The 15,333-nt window shown below is 69.9% G+C and carries 15 protein-coding genes and 1 pseudogene; 11 read left to right on the plus strand and 5 right to left on the minus strand.

Features of this window, described 5'->3' with window-relative positions; genetic code table 11:
• The first annotated feature begins 528 nt into the window (after nucleotides 1-528).
• The gene (locus tag ACWEQO_RS06965; protein ID WP_452979696.1) at nucleotides 529-1,161 is read left to right on the plus strand and encodes a peptidase inhibitor family I36 protein; all 633 of its coding nucleotides are present in this window, start codon (nucleotides 529-531) and stop codon (nucleotides 1,159-1,161) included.
• Between the two features lie 95 nt (nucleotides 1,162-1,256).
• On the opposite strand, the gene ACWEQO_RS06970 is transcribed toward ACWEQO_RS06965, so the two are convergent.
• The 4 genes from ACWEQO_RS06970 to ACWEQO_RS06985 all read right to left on the minus strand — a co-directional run bounded on the left by ACWEQO_RS06970 (nucleotide 1,257) and on the right by ACWEQO_RS06985 (nucleotide 3,549).
• Entirely contained in the window at nucleotides 1,257-1,661 is a 405-nt protein-coding gene (locus ACWEQO_RS06970) for a GntR family transcriptional regulator (protein WP_452979699.1), read from the minus strand.
• Between the two features lie 3 nt (nucleotides 1,662-1,664).
• A complete protein-coding gene (locus ACWEQO_RS06975; protein ID WP_361458613.1) occupies nucleotides 1,665-2,549 on the minus strand; it encodes a hypothetical protein in 885 nt (294 codons plus the stop codon).
• A gap of 182 nt (nucleotides 2,550-2,731) precedes the next feature.
• Nucleotides 2,732-3,283, minus strand: a complete 552-nt coding sequence (locus tag ACWEQO_RS06980; protein WP_361458611.1) for an RNA polymerase sigma factor — start codon at nucleotides 3,281-3,283, stop codon at nucleotides 2,732-2,734.
• Between the two features lie 131 nt (nucleotides 3,284-3,414).
• A complete protein-coding gene (locus ACWEQO_RS06985; RefSeq protein ID WP_361458609.1) occupies nucleotides 3,415-3,549 on the minus strand; it encodes a hypothetical protein in 135 nt (44 codons plus the stop codon).
• 551 nt (nucleotides 3,550-4,100) lie between these two features.
• Between ACWEQO_RS06985 and ACWEQO_RS06990 the strand changes: the two are divergent.
• Nucleotides 4,101-4,371 (plus strand): annotated as a pseudogene (locus tag ACWEQO_RS06990) (site-specific integrase); the annotation flags it as partial.
• A gap of 65 nt (nucleotides 4,372-4,436) precedes the next feature.
• Here ACWEQO_RS06990 and ACWEQO_RS06995 read toward each other — a convergent pair.
• On the minus strand, nucleotides 4,437-5,051 hold the full coding sequence (locus ACWEQO_RS06995) for a hypothetical protein (RefSeq protein WP_279334544.1): 615 nt from the start codon (nucleotides 5,049-5,051) through the stop codon (nucleotides 4,437-4,439).
• Between the two features lie 482 nt (nucleotides 5,052-5,533).
• Here ACWEQO_RS06995 and hemL point away from each other — a divergent pair, with 482 nt between their 5' ends.
• The 9 genes from hemL to ACWEQO_RS07040 all read left to right on the plus strand — a co-directional run bounded on the left by hemL (nucleotide 5,534) and on the right by ACWEQO_RS07040 (nucleotide 15,242).
• Entirely contained in the window at nucleotides 5,534-6,850 is a 1,317-nt protein-coding gene (gene hemL, locus ACWEQO_RS07000; RefSeq protein ID WP_452979704.1) for a glutamate-1-semialdehyde 2,1-aminomutase, read from the plus strand.
• Nucleotides 6,847-7,551: a histidine phosphatase family protein gene (locus ACWEQO_RS07005; RefSeq protein ID WP_361458605.1), complete on the plus strand. Its 705-nt coding sequence runs from the start codon at nucleotides 6,847-6,849 to the stop codon at nucleotides 7,549-7,551. The genes hemL and ACWEQO_RS07005 overlap by 4 nt, the downstream gene beginning before the upstream one ends.
• A gap of 159 nt (nucleotides 7,552-7,710) precedes the next feature.
• Nucleotides 7,711-9,090 carry a hypothetical protein gene (locus ACWEQO_RS07010; protein ID WP_452979709.1) on the plus strand — a complete coding sequence of 460 codons (1,380 nt, stop codon included), beginning with the start codon at nucleotides 7,711-7,713 and terminating at the stop codon, nucleotides 9,088-9,090.
• Nucleotides 9,091-9,178: 88 nt separating this feature from the next.
• Nucleotides 9,179-9,817, plus strand: coding sequence for a TlpA family protein disulfide reductase (locus ACWEQO_RS07015; RefSeq protein WP_361458603.1), 639 nt, complete (start codon nucleotides 9,179-9,181; stop codon nucleotides 9,815-9,817).
• A gap of 1 nt (nucleotide 9,818) precedes the next feature.
• Complete coding sequence (locus ACWEQO_RS07020) at nucleotides 9,819-10,613, plus strand: cytochrome c biogenesis CcdA family protein (RefSeq protein ID WP_452979712.1); 795 nt, start codon at nucleotides 9,819-9,821, stop codon at nucleotides 10,611-10,613.
• Nucleotides 10,614-10,618: 5 nt separating this feature from the next.
• Nucleotides 10,619-12,436, plus strand: a complete 1,818-nt coding sequence (locus ACWEQO_RS07025; RefSeq protein ID WP_452979715.1) for a cytochrome c biogenesis protein ResB — start codon at nucleotides 10,619-10,621, stop codon at nucleotides 12,434-12,436.
• On the plus strand, nucleotides 12,433-13,593 hold the full coding sequence (gene ccsB, locus ACWEQO_RS07030) for a c-type cytochrome biogenesis protein CcsB (protein WP_361458599.1): 1,161 nt from the start codon (nucleotides 12,433-12,435) through the stop codon (nucleotides 13,591-13,593). The genes ACWEQO_RS07025 and ccsB overlap by 4 nt, the downstream gene beginning before the upstream one ends.
• 81 nt (nucleotides 13,594-13,674) lie before the next feature.
• Nucleotides 13,675-14,289 (plus strand): RNA polymerase sigma factor, encoded by a 615-nt coding sequence (locus ACWEQO_RS07035; protein ID WP_361458597.1) that lies wholly within the window; start codon nucleotides 13,675-13,677, stop codon nucleotides 14,287-14,289.
• Entirely contained in the window at nucleotides 14,286-15,242 is a 957-nt protein-coding gene (locus ACWEQO_RS07040; RefSeq protein WP_361458595.1) for a CU044_5270 family protein, read from the plus strand. Before ACWEQO_RS07035 ends, ACWEQO_RS07040 begins: the two co-directional genes overlap by 4 nt.
• The last annotated feature ends 91 nt before the right edge of the window (nucleotides 15,243-15,333 follow it).

Here is a 15,333-nt window from a genome sequence, read left to right on the forward strand (position 1 = left end):
TTCACCGGACTCCTTCCGGACATGCGGAGGGCGGGGCCCGAAGACCCCGCCCGACGAACGGAAAAGCCCGGCTCGGGGCCAGACCAGGCAGTACGCCTGGTGCCCCGCTTCGTGCAGCCGGTGCGAGAAGTCCTGCCACTCGTGCAGCGATTGGAAGTGGGAGGGCACTGACCTGAGGTTTCGCAGCGAAAGCAGAGCCGACCTGCGAAAACGTGTCTCCGTAGTTCTCGCCGTTCAGCACCGTTTCCCAGGCCCATGTGCCCTGGATGTGCCCTCAGGGCACGTGCGTGGGGAGGCGTCCGCTACGGGCTTTCGCGCCCATTTGGTGCCCATTAGGCATCGTTCGCCCGCCAGTTGGACACTATTTCACGCCAACATCGTTTGTCGCCTTCGCCTGTCGCGCATCGCGGTTTACGGTGATCCCAATGTGAGTGATCTATAAAAGAAAATCGCAGGGGGAAAGATGCGTAGGAGACGTCCGATACGTACGGCTTCAACGGTTGCGGGGCTGCGGTCCTCCTCGCCGCGGTGATCACGGGTGGTGCGACGGCCCAGGCGCAGGAGCGTCCGGTTCTCCCTGTGGTCGCGGCGGCCGACAACCGTCCCGACGTCCGGGCCCTGTCCTCTGATGAACGGCAGGATCTGCAGGCGGAGATCGACGAGGTGCTCGCCGAGACCGACAACGGGGGCGTGCAGATCAGCGCCAACGAGATCTCCTGGAACGGTGGCGAACCGATCCTGGCCTTCCCGTTTCCTGGCGAGACCGAGGCACCACCCTCCAGTGCCGCGGCGCTCCGCGCCGAAGGGCTCAGCGCGACGGCTGATGTCGAACCGCTGGTCAACTGGGAGAAATGCCCTGCGGGCGCCGACGACAACCGCTGGTACTGCTTCTACCAGTACTCCGGCTTCGGGGGGCGCCGACTTCAGTGGAACCATGCGCACTGCTCCAAGGGCATCCGGTTCGCGGACTACGGCTTCGACAACAAGACCACCGCATGGGTGAACACGACCAAGAACGCCGATGAAGTGGGGATGATCGTCACCGTCTACGACGGTTGGTTCACGGACACCCTGTGGAGGGAACAGCCGTGGACCAAGGTGAGCAAGGTGGACTCGTTCCACGACAACAAGGCCAGCAGTTTCAGAGCCTGCCGGAAGTAGCGCAGACCGGCGGGGCGGAGAACGGAACGAAGCGGCTGGGCGCCCTCGGTCTTGTACCGGGGCGCCCAGCCGTTCCGTTGTCGTGGTCGGCCAGATCAGTGGGACAGCGGATCTATCGCCTCGACGCGGGCTGCCAGGTCGAGGTACAGGGCTTCCAACCTCTTCACGCGTTCGACGATGTCCTCTTGCGGTTCACCCACCGCGTGCTCGGGGCCGGGATCGAGGAAGTACGTATCCCGGTACTCATCGTGCAATTGCAGGAGCCCGGTCCTGCGGAGTTCCTGGATCGCGCCGTGAATGTCTTCCTCCTGGATGCCGTACTGGTCCCGCACCTCGGGGACCGTCGGCAGAATGTCACCGAAGACGTAGCGGCGTTCGGCCAGGCCATCGCGGATGTGGCTGACGAATTCCCCACATGCCTGTTCCGTATCGCTTGTCGTCGGCCCGGGCAAGTGGATCGCCTTCAGGTATGGGGGCCTGTCGTACTTCCTTTCAGACATCGCTCAGGGCCTCCGCTCGATCGTCGACACACTGCCCCGCTTCAGCGTCTCGGTCACGCTGAGAGTGGCGGGGACGGACAGGTTGAGGCGCCGTGCGTGTCCGAACAGGGCCGACTCCGTGCCCGCGGGGTAACCCGTCTCCGGGTCGAACAGCACTGATTCCCGTTGCGTGCTGCCGTCCAGCGTCTCGTTCTGCGACACGGCGATCACATCCTGTCCGTTCCAGGTCGTAGCGGTGGCCACGGCCATGCCGGTGCTGCCGGCAAGGACCCGCAGCGCGGCGGCGCGGAGACGCGGATCCACCGGGCCGGATCTCGCCACGTAGCCGAGCAGGTCGTTCACTCCGTAAATGATCGCCCCGCCCTCCCAGTTCACCTTCGCCAACTGCTGTGCGAGTTTTCCGGGGTCGGTGGCGAACGGAGCGACCGCCCCCCAGTCCCCGCCTTCCGGAGAAGGGAACTTGCCGGGCCCGAACGTCCGGTCCTCGACCCCGGTACCGGCGACCAGTCCCGCCCCTTCGGCTTCCTTCCGCTGCGCGGGGTTGGGGTAGATCGGCTCACCGAACGCGCTGCGCTGACGTCCGGAATGGTCCTTGCCCACCCAGGACTCGGTCACGGTGGGCACGGCGGCGTTGGCAACACCTCCCGGAACGTCCCCGGCGGTGTTGAGCCACCAGCCCCACGCCTTCGAGTACTGGTAGGCGCCCAGCGCCGCTTCGGGTTCGAGCCTTTCGACGCGCCGCGCGAAGGCGAGGAGGAAATCGCGCGCCGACTGTCCCTCGACGGGCTGTAGGGACAGTACAGGTGGCGTGTATGCGACGGGTGTCACCACGTCGCTGTCCGGGAGGAAGTTCCGGCCCCCCACGGCCAGGACCGTGCCGACGCCCACGATCGCTGCTCCCGCGAGGAGCCGCCGTCGACCCAGATGTACCTGTCGCGGACGACGGGTGGACCGCAGAGCCCGGAGTGTGTGCTCCGCTTGTGACGGCAGGGCGGCGCGGGCAGACTCGACGAGACCCGCTGGATCATTGGCGGTGGTCAGGAGTCCTCGGACCCGCTCCACGTCTCGCTTCACGTTGCAGTCCTCTCCGTAGTTACAGGGCGATGGTCGGCGACCGCATGAACGTCCTTCGCGAGTTCGTGCTCCAATCTTCGCCGGGCCCTGTGCAGGCGCACGGCGAAGGTGGCTTTGCTGCACCCGAGAGCCTGGGCCGCCTCATGCGGATCGAGACCGTCCCAGGAGACGAGCATCAGCACCTCACGGTCGCCCTCGGACAGCCGCGTGAGAATACGGGCGGCGCCCATGCGCGCCAGCACCCGGGTGTCCGCGCCGGGTTCGTCCGTGTACGTGTCCTTCTCGCCGCGCAGCCGACCTGCCAGCCGATCCGCCCGCTCCTGGGATCGCCACGTGTTGGCGACGACCCGCCGGGCAATGCCGTACAGCCACGGCAAGGCGGCGCCCCGCTTCGTCGACCAACGCTCCCAGGCGATGGCGAACACCTCCGAAGCAGCATCGTCGATCAGATCCGGGGCGAGTCGGCGCGTCAGATACCTCACCACGGCGTGGTACGAGTCCCGGTACGACGCCTCGAACCGGGACCACTCGTCCGCGACCTCACTCACGCGGCCTCCCCTTCCGATGATGCTCGCAGACCGTTTGTGTCCGTCACCCCCTCGCGATTACAGCAACCGACCGTGAAATCCCTTCCCGCGCCATCAAAAGAGATCCGCGGCCAGTGGTCAGTCTGGTTCGGTCATCGGTTGCGGCGGAACGGGTCGGGGGTGCCACCGCGCAGCACGCCGTGCACGAGCTGGGCAACCTCGGCGGCCCCGGCCTTCGTCGCCGGGGCGTGGATCGTGCAGGAGGGCGTGCGGGTGGCGTTGAGCATCAGCTCCCACCCGCTGTTCGAGCACAGCGGGTGGACAGCTTGGTCAGCTCGGCGGAGGTTCGCTCGGTCGCCGAGCGGCCGCACTTCCGGGAGATAGCCCCGGCGGCGGAGAGCACGAGGAAGTTGCGGTCGGCGCACCCAGCTGCGAGGCGAGGAATGTGGGCAGGTTCTGGTGCCCGTACGGCAGCGGGTCATCGGGCTGCGCCATGACCTGGACGCCGTTCTCCCCGTAGCCGTACAAGGTGCCGATCACCCCGTGCGTGGAGGCGCTCTGCGCGAGGAAGACCGTGGGGTCGTCCTCCGTGTGCGGGCAGAGCCGGGCGGTGCTGCGGGCGTGCCGGGCGCGCACCGGCGGCTGGTTCGTCAGGACTAGCAGTGCGTCGGGCTCCAACGTCCCGGGGACCGGCGAGGAAGATGAACCCCGGCGGGGTCCGTGCGTGCTCCGCGCAGCCCTGGCAGCGCAGCGTCTGCACCGTCCTCCTCTGCCGGTAGGGGTGCGTCGGCTTCCACTGCGGTTCCCCTGTCGGCCGGCCGCGCTCATCCAGCGGGTCGAAGGAGCAGCGCGCCGACGGCACGCCTCGCAGGTCGCGGTCCTGGAGAGCGTCGAGGCGCTGTCCGAGTACCTCGGTCACTCGGGGCCGGGCTTCACGCTGCGGACGTACACACGCCTGCTGCCGTCCAGCGAGACCCGCACCCGCAGGGCGATCGACGACGCCTTCAACGAAGTTGAGGCGGAAGACAATGGCGACCCGTCCGCCGTCCAGGGCACATCAGTGCCCCTCAGCGAAACCGATGTGCCCTCGATGTGCCCTGGCAGTCTGACGGCCCTTTCGGGCACAGACGAGGGCGGGGCCCGAAAGCCCCGCCCAGACCACCGAAACCCCAGGTCAGGGCCAGACCAGGCAGTACGCCTGGTGCCCCGCCTCGTGCAGCCGGTGCGAGAAGTCCTGCCACTCGTGCAGCAGCCGGTAGACGTTGAAGGCGTCGTTGGGGCCGCCGCGGTCGGGGACCGTGGACCAGATGAAGGCCGCCGCGCCCACCGCCTCCTCGCCGATGCCGCGCAGCGGGTCGACGACCGTCATGGGGAGTTTCACGACCGCGTAGTCGGGGTGCAGGACGACCAGTTCCAGGGGCGGCACCTTGTGCAGGGGGACGCCTTCGATGCCGGTGAGCACCATGGCGGCCATCGTCTCCGGCTTGATCTTGGTGAACATGCCGCCCATGCCGAGCTCGTCGCCGCCGAGTTCCTCGGGGCGCATGGAGATCGGGACGCGGGCGGCGGTGGCACCGTCCGGCGCGCCGAAATACTTGTAGGTCACCCCCACTCGACCACCATTCCTGCTTCCCGCGCTCGACGGGTCGATCGACTCGGCCTCGCCCGGAACACCGTGTGCCCGACGGGCCTTGTCCGCCTCTTCCGCCTCGCGCCGGTGCCTTCCCCGCCGGGAACGTCGAGGACCGAGGTCGTCAGTCCCCTCGCCCAGTCCGCCACCGCGATGCATATCTCCACCCGACTGCTTTTCTAGGCCGCGCGGCGCCGCCACGCAACCCGATCATCGTGTCAGTGACCTCCCCCACGGCCGCCCGCCGAAACGTGCGGTGTTGCATCTGCCCGCGGGACCTTCCCAGCGTCCGGCCGCCTCGGGCCGGGTGAGCTGTGTCTACTCGGACGCCAGTTTCGCAGATCACGGGCGATCCGGGACCGGATGTCCCCGCAGGTGGCTGGATACCCGGGCCCGTGGCCGACCGCATGGGACGACCATACGAAACAGACGTACGAAATGGTTGTACGAACAGGCGGGGCGGATCACTCAGCCGACGGGCCCGCCGGCGGCCCGGCCGTGGGCCGCCCGGATCCGTCCGGACCCGTCCGGACCCGCTTCACGCCCCGGCCTCCGGCCCCCCGCTGCCGCCTGGCCTACCCTGAACAGGTCACTCGCACCCCGAGTCCGAGATGTCGGAGAGGTCGGAGAAGTCGCAGGTCATGAGCGAACTGCCATACCCATACGAAGCCCAAGCCTCGCAGGCGCTGTTCGACCGTGCCGCGGCCGTCACCCCCGGTGGCGTGAACTCGCCGGTGCGCGCCTTCCGCGCCGTCGGCGGCACGCCCCGGTTCATGGTGTCCGGCACCGGCCCGTACCTGACCGACGCCGACGGACGGGAGTACGTCGACCTGGTCTGCTCCTGGGGTCCGATGATCCTCGGGCACGCGCACCCCGAGGTGGTCGCCGCCGTGCAGGAGGCCGTCACCCGCGGGACCTCCTTCGGCACGCCCGGTGAGGGCGAGGTCGCGCTCGCCGAGGAGATGGTCGCCCGGGTCGAGCCGCTGGAGCAGGTCCGGCTGGTGTCCAGCGGCACCGAGGCCACCATGTCGGCGATCCGGCTCGCCCGCGGCTTCACGCAGCGCGCCAAGGTGATCAAGTTCGCCGGGTGCTACCACGGCCACGTGGACGCGCTGCTGGCCGCGGCGGGGTCGGGTCTCGCCACGTTCGCGCTCCCGGACACCCCCGGCGTCACGGGGGCCCAGGCCGGCGACACGATCGTCCTGCCGTACAACGACCTCGAGGCCGTGCACGCGGCCTTCGCCGCGCACCCCGGCGAGATCGCCTGTGTGATCACCGAGGCCTCCCCGGGCAACATGGGCGTCGTACCGCCGCTGCCCGGGTTCAACCAGGGGCTCAAGGACGCCTGCGCCGCGAACGGCGCGCTGTACATCTCCGACGAGGTGATGACCGGGTTCCGCACCAGTCGCGCCGGATGGTACGGCGTCGACGGGGTGCGGCCCGACCTGATGACCTTCGGCAAGGTGATGGGCGGCGGCTTCCCGGCCGCGGCCTTCGGCGGGCGGGCCGACGTCATGGCGCACCTCGCCCCCGCCGGGCCCGTCTACCAGGCCGGCACCCTCTCCGGGAACCCCGTCGCCACCGCTGCCGGGCTCGCCCAGCTCCGGCTGCTCGACGACGCCGCCTACGCCACGGTGGACGCCGTCTCCGCGCGGATCCAGTCCCTGGTCACCGAGGCGCTGACCAAGGAGGGCGTGGCGCACACGCTGCAGAACGCCTCCAACATGTTCTCCGTCTTCTTCACCGACCGGCCGGTGCGCACCTACGAGGACGCCAAGGCGCAGGAGTCCTTCCGCTACACCGCCTTCTTCCACTCCCTCCTCGCGAACGGCGTCCACCTGCCGCCCTCGTCCTTCGAGGCCTGGTTCGTGTCCACCGCGCACGACGACCGGGCCGTCCAGCGGATCGCCGACGCCCTCCCGGCGGCGGCCCGAGCGGCGGCGGAGGCGACGGCGTGAGCACGGGGAACGAGAGCACGGGGAAGAAGAACGACCTCACCGTCGTCCACCTGCTGCGGCACGGCGAGGTCGCCAACCCGGACGGCGTCCTCTACGGCCGGCTCCCCGGCTACCAGCTCTCCGAGCTGGGCCGGCGGATGGCCGAACGGGTCGGCGAGCACCTCGCCTCCCGGGACGTCGTCCACGTCGGCGCCTCCCCGCTGGAGCGGGCGCAGGAGACGGCCCAGCCGATCGCCAAGGCGCACGGGCTGGACATCGCCACCGACGAGCGGCTGATCGAGGCCGACAACGTCTTCCAGGGCAAGACCTTCGGCGTCGGCGACGGCGCGCTGCGCCGCCCCGAGAACTGGAAGCACCTGGTCAACCCGTTCAAGCCGTCCTGGGGCGAGCCGTACATCGAGCAGGTCGTCCGCATGATGGGCGCGCTGGACGCGGCCAAGGACGCGGCGCGCGGTCACGAGGCGGTGCTGGTCAGCCATCAGCTGCCGATCTGGATCGTGCGGTCCTACGTCGAGAAGCGGCGGCTGTGGCACGACCCGCGCAAGCGGCAGTGCACGCTGGCCTCGCTGACCACCTTCACCTACCGGGGGGACAGGATCGTCTCCGTCGGCTACAGCGAGCCGGCCCGCGATCTCGTCCCCGCCCATCTCCTCGCCGGCGCCAAGCCGGTGAAGGGGAAGGGGAAGGCCTTCGGGGCCTAGGGACCCAGGAGCCGGGGTCCCGGGCGGGGCGGGCGTCCCGGCGGCCCCATGACATCCCCGTGACGATCGTTGCCGAACCTCCGCATTACGCGGGAACCCCCGTTCGCGTCACGTCCTCTGAAGGGATGACCACCAGAGGACGTGACGAACGGGAATGTCATGCACACTCTCACCCGTAGGGGAATGCTCGGGCTCGGCGCGGGAGCCGCCGCGGCGGTGTCGCTGGCCGGCTGCGGCGGCTCCACCGGCCCGAGCGGTACGAGCCGCGCCGAGGGTTCCGGCGGAAGCGGCAAGGGCGGCGGGGGCGGCCGTACGGGCACGCCGGAGCCGACGAGGACCGTCCGGCCGATCGGCGACGGCTCCACCGCCTTCACCGGCAAGCAGCCCCACCAGCCCGCCGAGCCGGTGCCGCTGGAGCCGGGGCAGACCCCGCCGCAGTTCGTCGTCTTCTCCTGGGACGGGGCCGGCGAGGTCGGCAACGGGCTCTTCCCGCGCTTCCTGGACCTCGCCGAGGAGCACGGGGCGCACATGACGTTCTTCCTCTCCGGGCTGTATCTGCTGCCCGAGTCGAAGAAGCGGCTGTACGAGCCGCCGAACAACCCGCGCGGCGCCTCCGACATCGGCTACCTCACCGACGACCACATCAGGGACACGCTGAAGAACGTCCGCCGCGCCTGGCTCGAGGGCCATGAGATCGGCACCCACTTCAACGGCCACTTCTGCGCCGGCTCCGGCAGCGTCGGCAACTGGACGCCGCAGCAGTGGCGCAGCGAGATAGACCAGGCGAAGAAGTTCGTGAAGGAGTGGCGGACCAACTCCGGCTGGACCGACCTGCCGCCGCTGCCGTTCGACTACGACAAGGAACTCGTCGGCGGCCGCACCCCCTGCCTGCTCGGCCAGGACAACCTGTTGACCGCCGCCCGCGAGCTCGGCTGGCGCTACGACTCCTCCTCGCCCGGCGGCCGTCAGGTCTGGCCGTCGAAGCGGGGCGGCATATGGGACCTCCCGCTGCAGCAGATACCTTTCCCCGGACGTTCCTTCGAGGTCCTGTCGATGGACTACAACATCCTCGCCAACCAGTCCGTCAACTCCACCAACGCGCCCGCCCACCGCCACCCGGGCTGGCGCAAGCAGGCGGCCCAGGCGTACATATCCGGCTTCGAGCGGGCATACGGGACGAACCGGGCACCCTTCTTCGTCGGCAACCACTTCGAGCAGTGGAACGGCGGCATCTACATGGACGCGGTGGAGGAGGCCCTCAAGCACATCGCGCGGGCGAAGGAGAAGGGCGGCGACGTGCGCATCGTCTCCTTCCGCCAGTTCACCGACTGGCTGGACGCGCAGCGGCCCGAGGTGCTGGAGCGGCTGCGCACCCTGGACGTCGGGCAGGAACCGGCCGGCGGCTGGCAGGGCTTCCTGAAGGACGCCGGCGGCCCCGCCGGGACCGGAGGACCGGACGGCGCCGGGACCGGAGGACCGGACGGCGCCGGGACCGGAGGACCGGACGGCGCCGGGACCGGAGAGCCGGACGAGGCCTGACGAGGCATCCGGGCCGCGCCGATATGCGGGTTTCCGCCCGCAAGGGGGGTGGGCAAGATCCCCAGAACGGGCATGCGAAACTTTTCACATGAGTGCCGCCAGCCGTGCCCCCCAGCGCGCGAGTCGCGCCAGCCGTGTCACCCGGGTCCACCGCCGTGCCGCCCTGACCGTGGGCACCGCCGTGGCCGCCCTGCTGGTCTCCGCGTGCGGTTCCGGCGGAGCCTCGGGCGGGGGTGGCAACACCAACTTCGTCACCGGCACCGACGGCATCTCCACCGTCGCCAAGGGCGAGCGCACCCCCGCGCCCGACCTGTCCGGTGAGACGCTCGAGGGCGAGCCCCTGTCCGTCGCCGACTACAAGGGCAAGGTCGTCGTCCTCAACATCTGGGGCTCCTGGTGCAACCCGTGCCGCGCGGAGGCCAAGTACTTCGCCAAGGTGTCCGAGGAGTACGCCGACCAGGGCGTGCAGTTCGTCGGCATCAACACCCGCGACAGCAGCGCCGGCTCGGCGCTCGCCTTCGAGAAGGACTTCGGCATCACCTACCCGAGCCTGTACGACCCCACGGGCAAGCTGATGCTCCGCTTCGAGAAGGGCACCCTCAACCCGCAGGCGATCCCCTCCACCCTGATCCTGGACCGGGACGGGAAGATCGCGTCCCGCTCGCTGACCGCGCTCAGCGAGGAGCGGCTGCTGAAGATGCTCGAGCCGGTCCTCGCGGAGAAGTGACGTGACCCCCCTCACCACGCTCGCCGCCGGCACGGCCTCCCTCGCCGCCGACCCGGCCTACAACGGCACGGTGCTCAACGGCGCTCTGCTGGTGGCGCTGCCCATCGCCCTGCTCGGCGGGCTCGTCTCCTTCTTCTCGCCCTGCGTCCTGCCGCTGGTCCCCGGCTACCTCTCCTACGTCACCGGCGTGTCCGGCACCGATCTGGCCGAGGCCCGGCGCGGCCGGATGGTCGCCGGCGCCTCGCTGTTCGTCCTCGGCTTCACCGTCGTCTTCGTCTCCGGCGGCGCCTTCTTCGGCTACTTCGGCCAGACGCTGCAGGAACAGTCCGGCGTCCTGACCAAGGTGCTCGGCGTCTTCATGATCCTCATGGGTGTCTTCTTCATGGGGAAGATGCCCTGGCTCACCCAGCGCGAGTTCCGCTTCCACAAGCGGCCGGCGGCCGGCCTGGCCGGCGCACCCGTCCTCGGCGCCCTGTTCGGCATCGGCTGGACCCCCTGCATCGGCCCCACCCTCGCCTCCGTGCTGACTCTCTCCGCGCAACAGGAGAGCGCCGGACGCGGGGCCGTGCTGACCGTCGCGTACTGTCTGGGACTGGGCCTGCCCTTCGTCCTCGCGGCCGTCGCCTTCCGCAAGGCACTCGGTGCCTTCGGCTGGGTCAAGCGGCACTACGTCTGGGTCATGCGGATCGGCGGCACGATGATGATCGTGACCGGGGTGCTGCTGCTCACCGGAGTGTGGGACGACCTCGTGACGCAGATGCAGACCTGGTCCAACGGCTTCACTGTGGGGATCTGACCTCGATGAGCACGACTTCCGGAACCGGGTCCGAAGAAACCCCGGCAGGGCCCGAAGGGTTTGCCGCCGAGTCCGCGGCCCGCGAGCAAGAGCTGGGCGCCGCCGGTTCCCAGCTGTCCACCGCGCCCGCGGAGGAGCCGCCGAACCTGCCCGCCCTGGGTGTCGTCGGCTGGGTCCGCTGGTTCTGGCGGCAGCTCACCTCGATGCGGGTCGCGCTGCTGCTGCTGCTCCTGCTGTCGCTCGCCGCGATCCCCGGCTCGCTCATCCCGCAGACCGGCATCGACAAGACCCGGGTCGACGACTTCCGCGAGCGGCACGACGTCCTCGCCCCGATCTACGACACGCTCGGCCTGTTCAACGTCTACAGCTCGGTGTGGTTCTCGGCGATCTACATCCTGCTGTTCGTCTCCCTCATCGGCTGCATCGTGCCCCGCACCTGGCAGTTCGTCGACCAGCTGCGCGGCCGTCCGCCGGGCGCCCCCCGGCGGCTGACCCGGCTGCCCGCCTACACCACCTGGCGCACCGAGGCCGAGCCCGAGCAGGTCCGCGAGGCCGCCCTGGCCCTGCTGAGGAAGCGCCGCTTCCGCGCCCACCTCGCCGGTGACGCCGTCGCCGCCGAGAAGGGCTATCTGCGGGAGGTCGGCAACCTCACCTTCCACATCGCCCTGATCGTGATGCTGATCGCCTTCGCCTGGGGCCAGCTGTTCAAGTACGAGGGCAACAAGCTGATCGTCGAGGGCCAGGGCTTCGCCAACACCCTCACGCAGTACGACGACTTCAAGTCCGGCAACCTCTTCGACGTCGCCGACCTGGAGCCGTTCAGCTTCACCGTGAAGTCCTTCACCGGCACGTACGAGCCCACCGGCCCCAACCGGGGCACCCCGCGCACGTACGAGACCGAACTGATCCACAGCGAGGGCGCCTACGGCGAGGAGAAGACGACCAAGGTCGAGGTGAACAAGCCGCTGAAGGTCGGCGACGCCAAGGTCTACCTCGTCAGCCACGGCTACGCGCCCGTCGTCACCGTCCGCGACGGCGCGGGCAAGGTCGTCTTCAAGGACGCCGTGCCGCTGCTGCCGCTCGACGCGAACGTCACCTCCTCCGGTGTGGTCAAGGTCCTCGACGGCTACCGCAACCCCCGGGGCGAGAAGGAACAGCTCGGCTTCAACGCCTTCTTCGTGCCCACCTTCGGCGGCTCGGAGAGCGGCACGATGCTCTCCCAGTTCCCGGCGCTGGACTACCCGGTGCTCGCACTCTCCGCCTACCACGGCGACCTGAAGGCCGACGCCGGCATCCCGCAGAGCGTCTACCAGATGGACAAGACCAAGATGAAGGAGTTCAAGGACTCCGAGGGCGAGCTGTTCAAGAAGCTGCTGATGCCCGGCGAGACCATGACCCTCCCCGACAGGGCCGGCTCGGTCACCTTCGAGAAGGAGATCAAGGAGTGGGCCGGCTTCCAGGTCGTCCAGGAGCCGGGCGGCGGCTGGGCCCTCGCCGGTTCCCTCTTCGCGATCGGCGGCCTCGCCTGCTCCCTGTTCGTCCAGCGGCGCCGGGTGTGGGTGCGCGCGGTCGAGGGCCCCGACGGCGTCACCGTCGTCGAGATGGCCGGGCTCGGCCGCAGCGAGTCCGCCAAGGTACCCGAGGAGCTCGGCGACCTGGCCGGAATCCTCTACGACCAGGCCCCCGGCGTCCCCGACGCCGACCCCGGTCCCGACGCCGACCCCGGTCCCGACACCGACCCCGGTCCCGACACCGACCCCGCAGCATCCGTCGATTCCCCCGACCCCCACGCCACGTCTGCCGAAGGGGCTGAGAAGCCTTGACTCTCGCCGCCGCAACCGATCTGGCCACCGCCACGAGCCTGGCCGCCGCGAACAACGAGAACCTCGCGGAGATCAGCAACGTGCTGATCTACTCCGCGATGGCTGTCTACACCCTGGCCTTCCTGGCGTACATCACCGAATGGATCTTCGGCAGCCGCAGCAAGGTCGCCCGCACCGCCGCCGCGCTCACCCCCCGGGCGGGGACGGCCGGGAAGGCGGCCGGGAAGGCCCCCTCCGTCACCGTCGACAAGGCGGGCGGCACCGCCGTGCTGGAACGGCCGAAGGTCGTCGTACGGGCCGGGGCCGGCACCCGCGACGTGCCCGACGGGCCCGGGGCGCACGGCGGGGACGAGCAGGGCGACCTCTTCGGGCGGATCGCCGTCTCCTTCACGGTGCTCGCCTTCGTGGTCCAGTTCGGTGGTGTGCTCGCCCGGGCGCTGTCCGTGCAGCGGGCGCCCTGGGGCAACATGTACGAGTTCAACATCACCTTCACCACCACCGCCGTCGGCGTGTACCTCCTGCTGCTGGCGCTGAAGAAGAACGTGCGCTGGCTCGGGCTGTTCCTGACCACCACCGTGCTCCTCGACCTCGGTGTCGCCGTCACCGTCCTGTACACCGAGAGCGACCAGCTGGTCCCCGCGCTCGACTCGTACTGGATGTACATCCACGTCTCCACCGCGATCCTGTGCGGCGCGGTCTTCTACGTCGGCGCGGTCGGCACGATCCTGTACCTGTTCAAGGACTCCTACGAGGGCAAGCTCGCGCGCGGCGGCAAGCCCGGCTCCTTCGCCACCTCCGTCATGGAGCGGCTGCCCGCCTCCGCCTCGCTCGACAAGTTCGCCTACCGCGTCAACGCGGCCGTCTTCCCGCTGTGGACGTTCACGATCATCGCGGGCGCCATCTGGGCCGGCGACGCCTGGGGCCGCTACTGGGGCTGGGACCCCAAGGAGACCTGGTCCTTCATCACCTGGGTCGCCTACGCCGGCTACCTGCACGCCCGCGCCACCGCCGGCTGGAAGGGCCGCAAGGCCGCCTACCTGGCGCTGGCCGCCTTCGCCTGCTGGCTGTTCAACTACTACGGCGTGAACATCTTCGTCTCCGGCAAGCACTCCTACGCCGACGTCGGCCTGGGCGTGCTGCAGTCCATCGGCTTCTGACGGACCACGTCACCTCCGGGGCCGGTTCCCGTGACCTGAGTCACGGGAACCGGCCTTCGTCGTCCGGACAGGCAAGGGGACGTGGACACGAATCTGCGGAGACGCATCCGTGCGGGGGACCACGACGCCTTCGGCGACCTCTTCGACGCGTACGCGCGCTCCGTCTACAACCATGCCTTCCGGCTCACCGGCGACTGGACGACCGCCGAGGACGTCGTCTCCCTGACCTTCCTGGACGCCTGGCGGCTGCGCGCGAAGCTCGACGAGGAGGGCGGTTCGCTCAGACCCTGGTTGCTGGGCATCGCCACCAACGTCACCCGCAACACCCGCCGCGCCGCCCGGCGGCACACGGCCGCCGTGGCCCGCCTTCCGCGTGACGAGGCCGTACGGGACTTCGCCGACGAGGTCGTGGGCCGTGTGGACGACGCGGCGCACCTGGTCCTCGTGCGGACCGCGCTGGCGCGGCTGCGCCGGCCCGAACGCGAGGTGCTGGCGCTGTGCGTGTGGTCCGGGCTGGACTACGCCGCCGCGGCCCGGGCGCTCGGCGTGCCCGTCGGCACCGTGCGCTCCCGCCTCTCCCGCGCACGGACAAAGCTGGCGAAACATCTCAAAGGCATGGAACTCCCCGCACCCCGCGGACAGATGAGAGGTGACCGCACCACCGCGGTCGGGCCCCTGAGGGAGGAGAACCGATGAACCAGCTCCCCGAACTCCCGGAGAGAGACCTTCCGCCGGCCCGTCACCGACTCCTCAAGGAGCACCTGATGACCGAGATCCGGCGCGCCGAGCAGACCCCCGGACGTCCGAGGCGCGTCTGGCTGCGCCCCGTGCTCGTCTCCGCCGCTGCCGCGACCGTGGCCGCCGTCACGATCAGCCTGCTGCCGTCCGACGGCGACGCCTTCACCCCACCCGCCGCCACCCCCTCCCCGGGGGTGGCCCGCCTGCTGGAGGACGCGGCGCTGGCGGCCGAGCACGAGAAGGTTCCGGAGGTCCGGGACGACCAGTTCACGTATGTCAAGAGCATCGGTGCGTGGGGGATCTCCGAGCACACCTGCGAGCCGGCGACCGCCGGCCCTCTGCGTACCAGGGAGGTCTGGAAGTCCGTCGACGGCGAGAGGGAGGGCATGGTGCGCGACACCGAACTCGGCACCCTGCCCATCGAGCCCGAGGGGGGCGACCGCCCGCAGAACCGGAACTACCGCAGTCTGGAGAGCCTGCCCACCGACCCCGACGACATGCTGGCCTGGCTGTACCGGAACAAGGAGGGCGAGGGGCGCGACGACGCCGACCTGGCCTTCGACCTGGCGGTCGAGACGGCCGGCGAGACCGTGCTGCCGCCCGAGGTCAGCGCCGCGTTGTACCGGGCCGTGGCCAGGATCCCCGGGGTCGTACTGGTGGAGGACTCCGTGGACGCCACCGGTCGGCGCGGCCCTGCCGTCGGCTTCGTCGCGCCCGGCGGGACGTCCCGGCAGGAGCTGATCTTCGACCGGAAGACGCTGGTCCTGCTCGGCGAGCGGACCGTCGTCCTGAAGGACGCCCCGACCAACCCCGGTGAGGTCTGCGACGGCGTCATCAAGGCCGGTTCGGTCGAGGCGACCAGCGCGGTCCTGGAGAGGGCCTTCGTCGGCGAGAAGGGCGAGCGGCCCTAGTACTGCAACGGTGTTTGGCGTGACTGCTGACCAGATCGGTCGTTGGTGTGGTCATGGGTGGGGACCTTGCGGATGTCAGGCTGTGGGCAGG

The sequence above is a fragment of the Streptomyces sp. NPDC004051 genome (assembly GCF_053604275.1).

What these genes read in the sequence shown, in the direction of transcription:
- ACWEQO_RS06970 (WP_452979699.1), bottom strand. Translation starts at nt 1,661, where the DNA reads ATGTCTGAAAGGAAGTACGACAGGCCCCCATACCTGAAGGCGATCCAC.
- ACWEQO_RS06985 (WP_361458609.1), bottom strand. Translation starts at nt 3,549, where the DNA reads ATGCTCAACGCCACCCGCACGCCCTCCTGCACGATCCACGCCCCGGCG.
- ACWEQO_RS06995 (WP_279334544.1), bottom strand. Translation starts at nt 5,051, where the DNA reads ATGCATCGCGGTGGCGGACTGGGCGAGGGGACTGACGACCTCGGTCCT.
- hemL (WP_452979704.1), top strand. Translation starts at nt 5,534, where the DNA reads ATGAGCGAACTGCCATACCCATACGAAGCCCAAGCCTCGCAGGCGCTG.
- ACWEQO_RS07010 (WP_452979709.1), top strand. Translation starts at nt 7,711, where the DNA reads ATGCACACTCTCACCCGTAGGGGAATGCTCGGGCTCGGCGCGGGAGCC.
- ACWEQO_RS07015 (WP_361458603.1), top strand. Translation starts at nt 9,179, where the DNA reads ATGAGTGCCGCCAGCCGTGCCCCCCAGCGCGCGAGTCGCGCCAGCCGT.
- ACWEQO_RS07025 (WP_452979715.1), top strand. Translation starts at nt 10,619, where the DNA reads ATGAGCACGACTTCCGGAACCGGGTCCGAAGAAACCCCGGCAGGGCCC.
- ACWEQO_RS07040 (WP_361458595.1), top strand. Translation starts at nt 14,286, where the DNA reads ATGAACCAGCTCCCCGAACTCCCGGAGAGAGACCTTCCGCCGGCCCGT.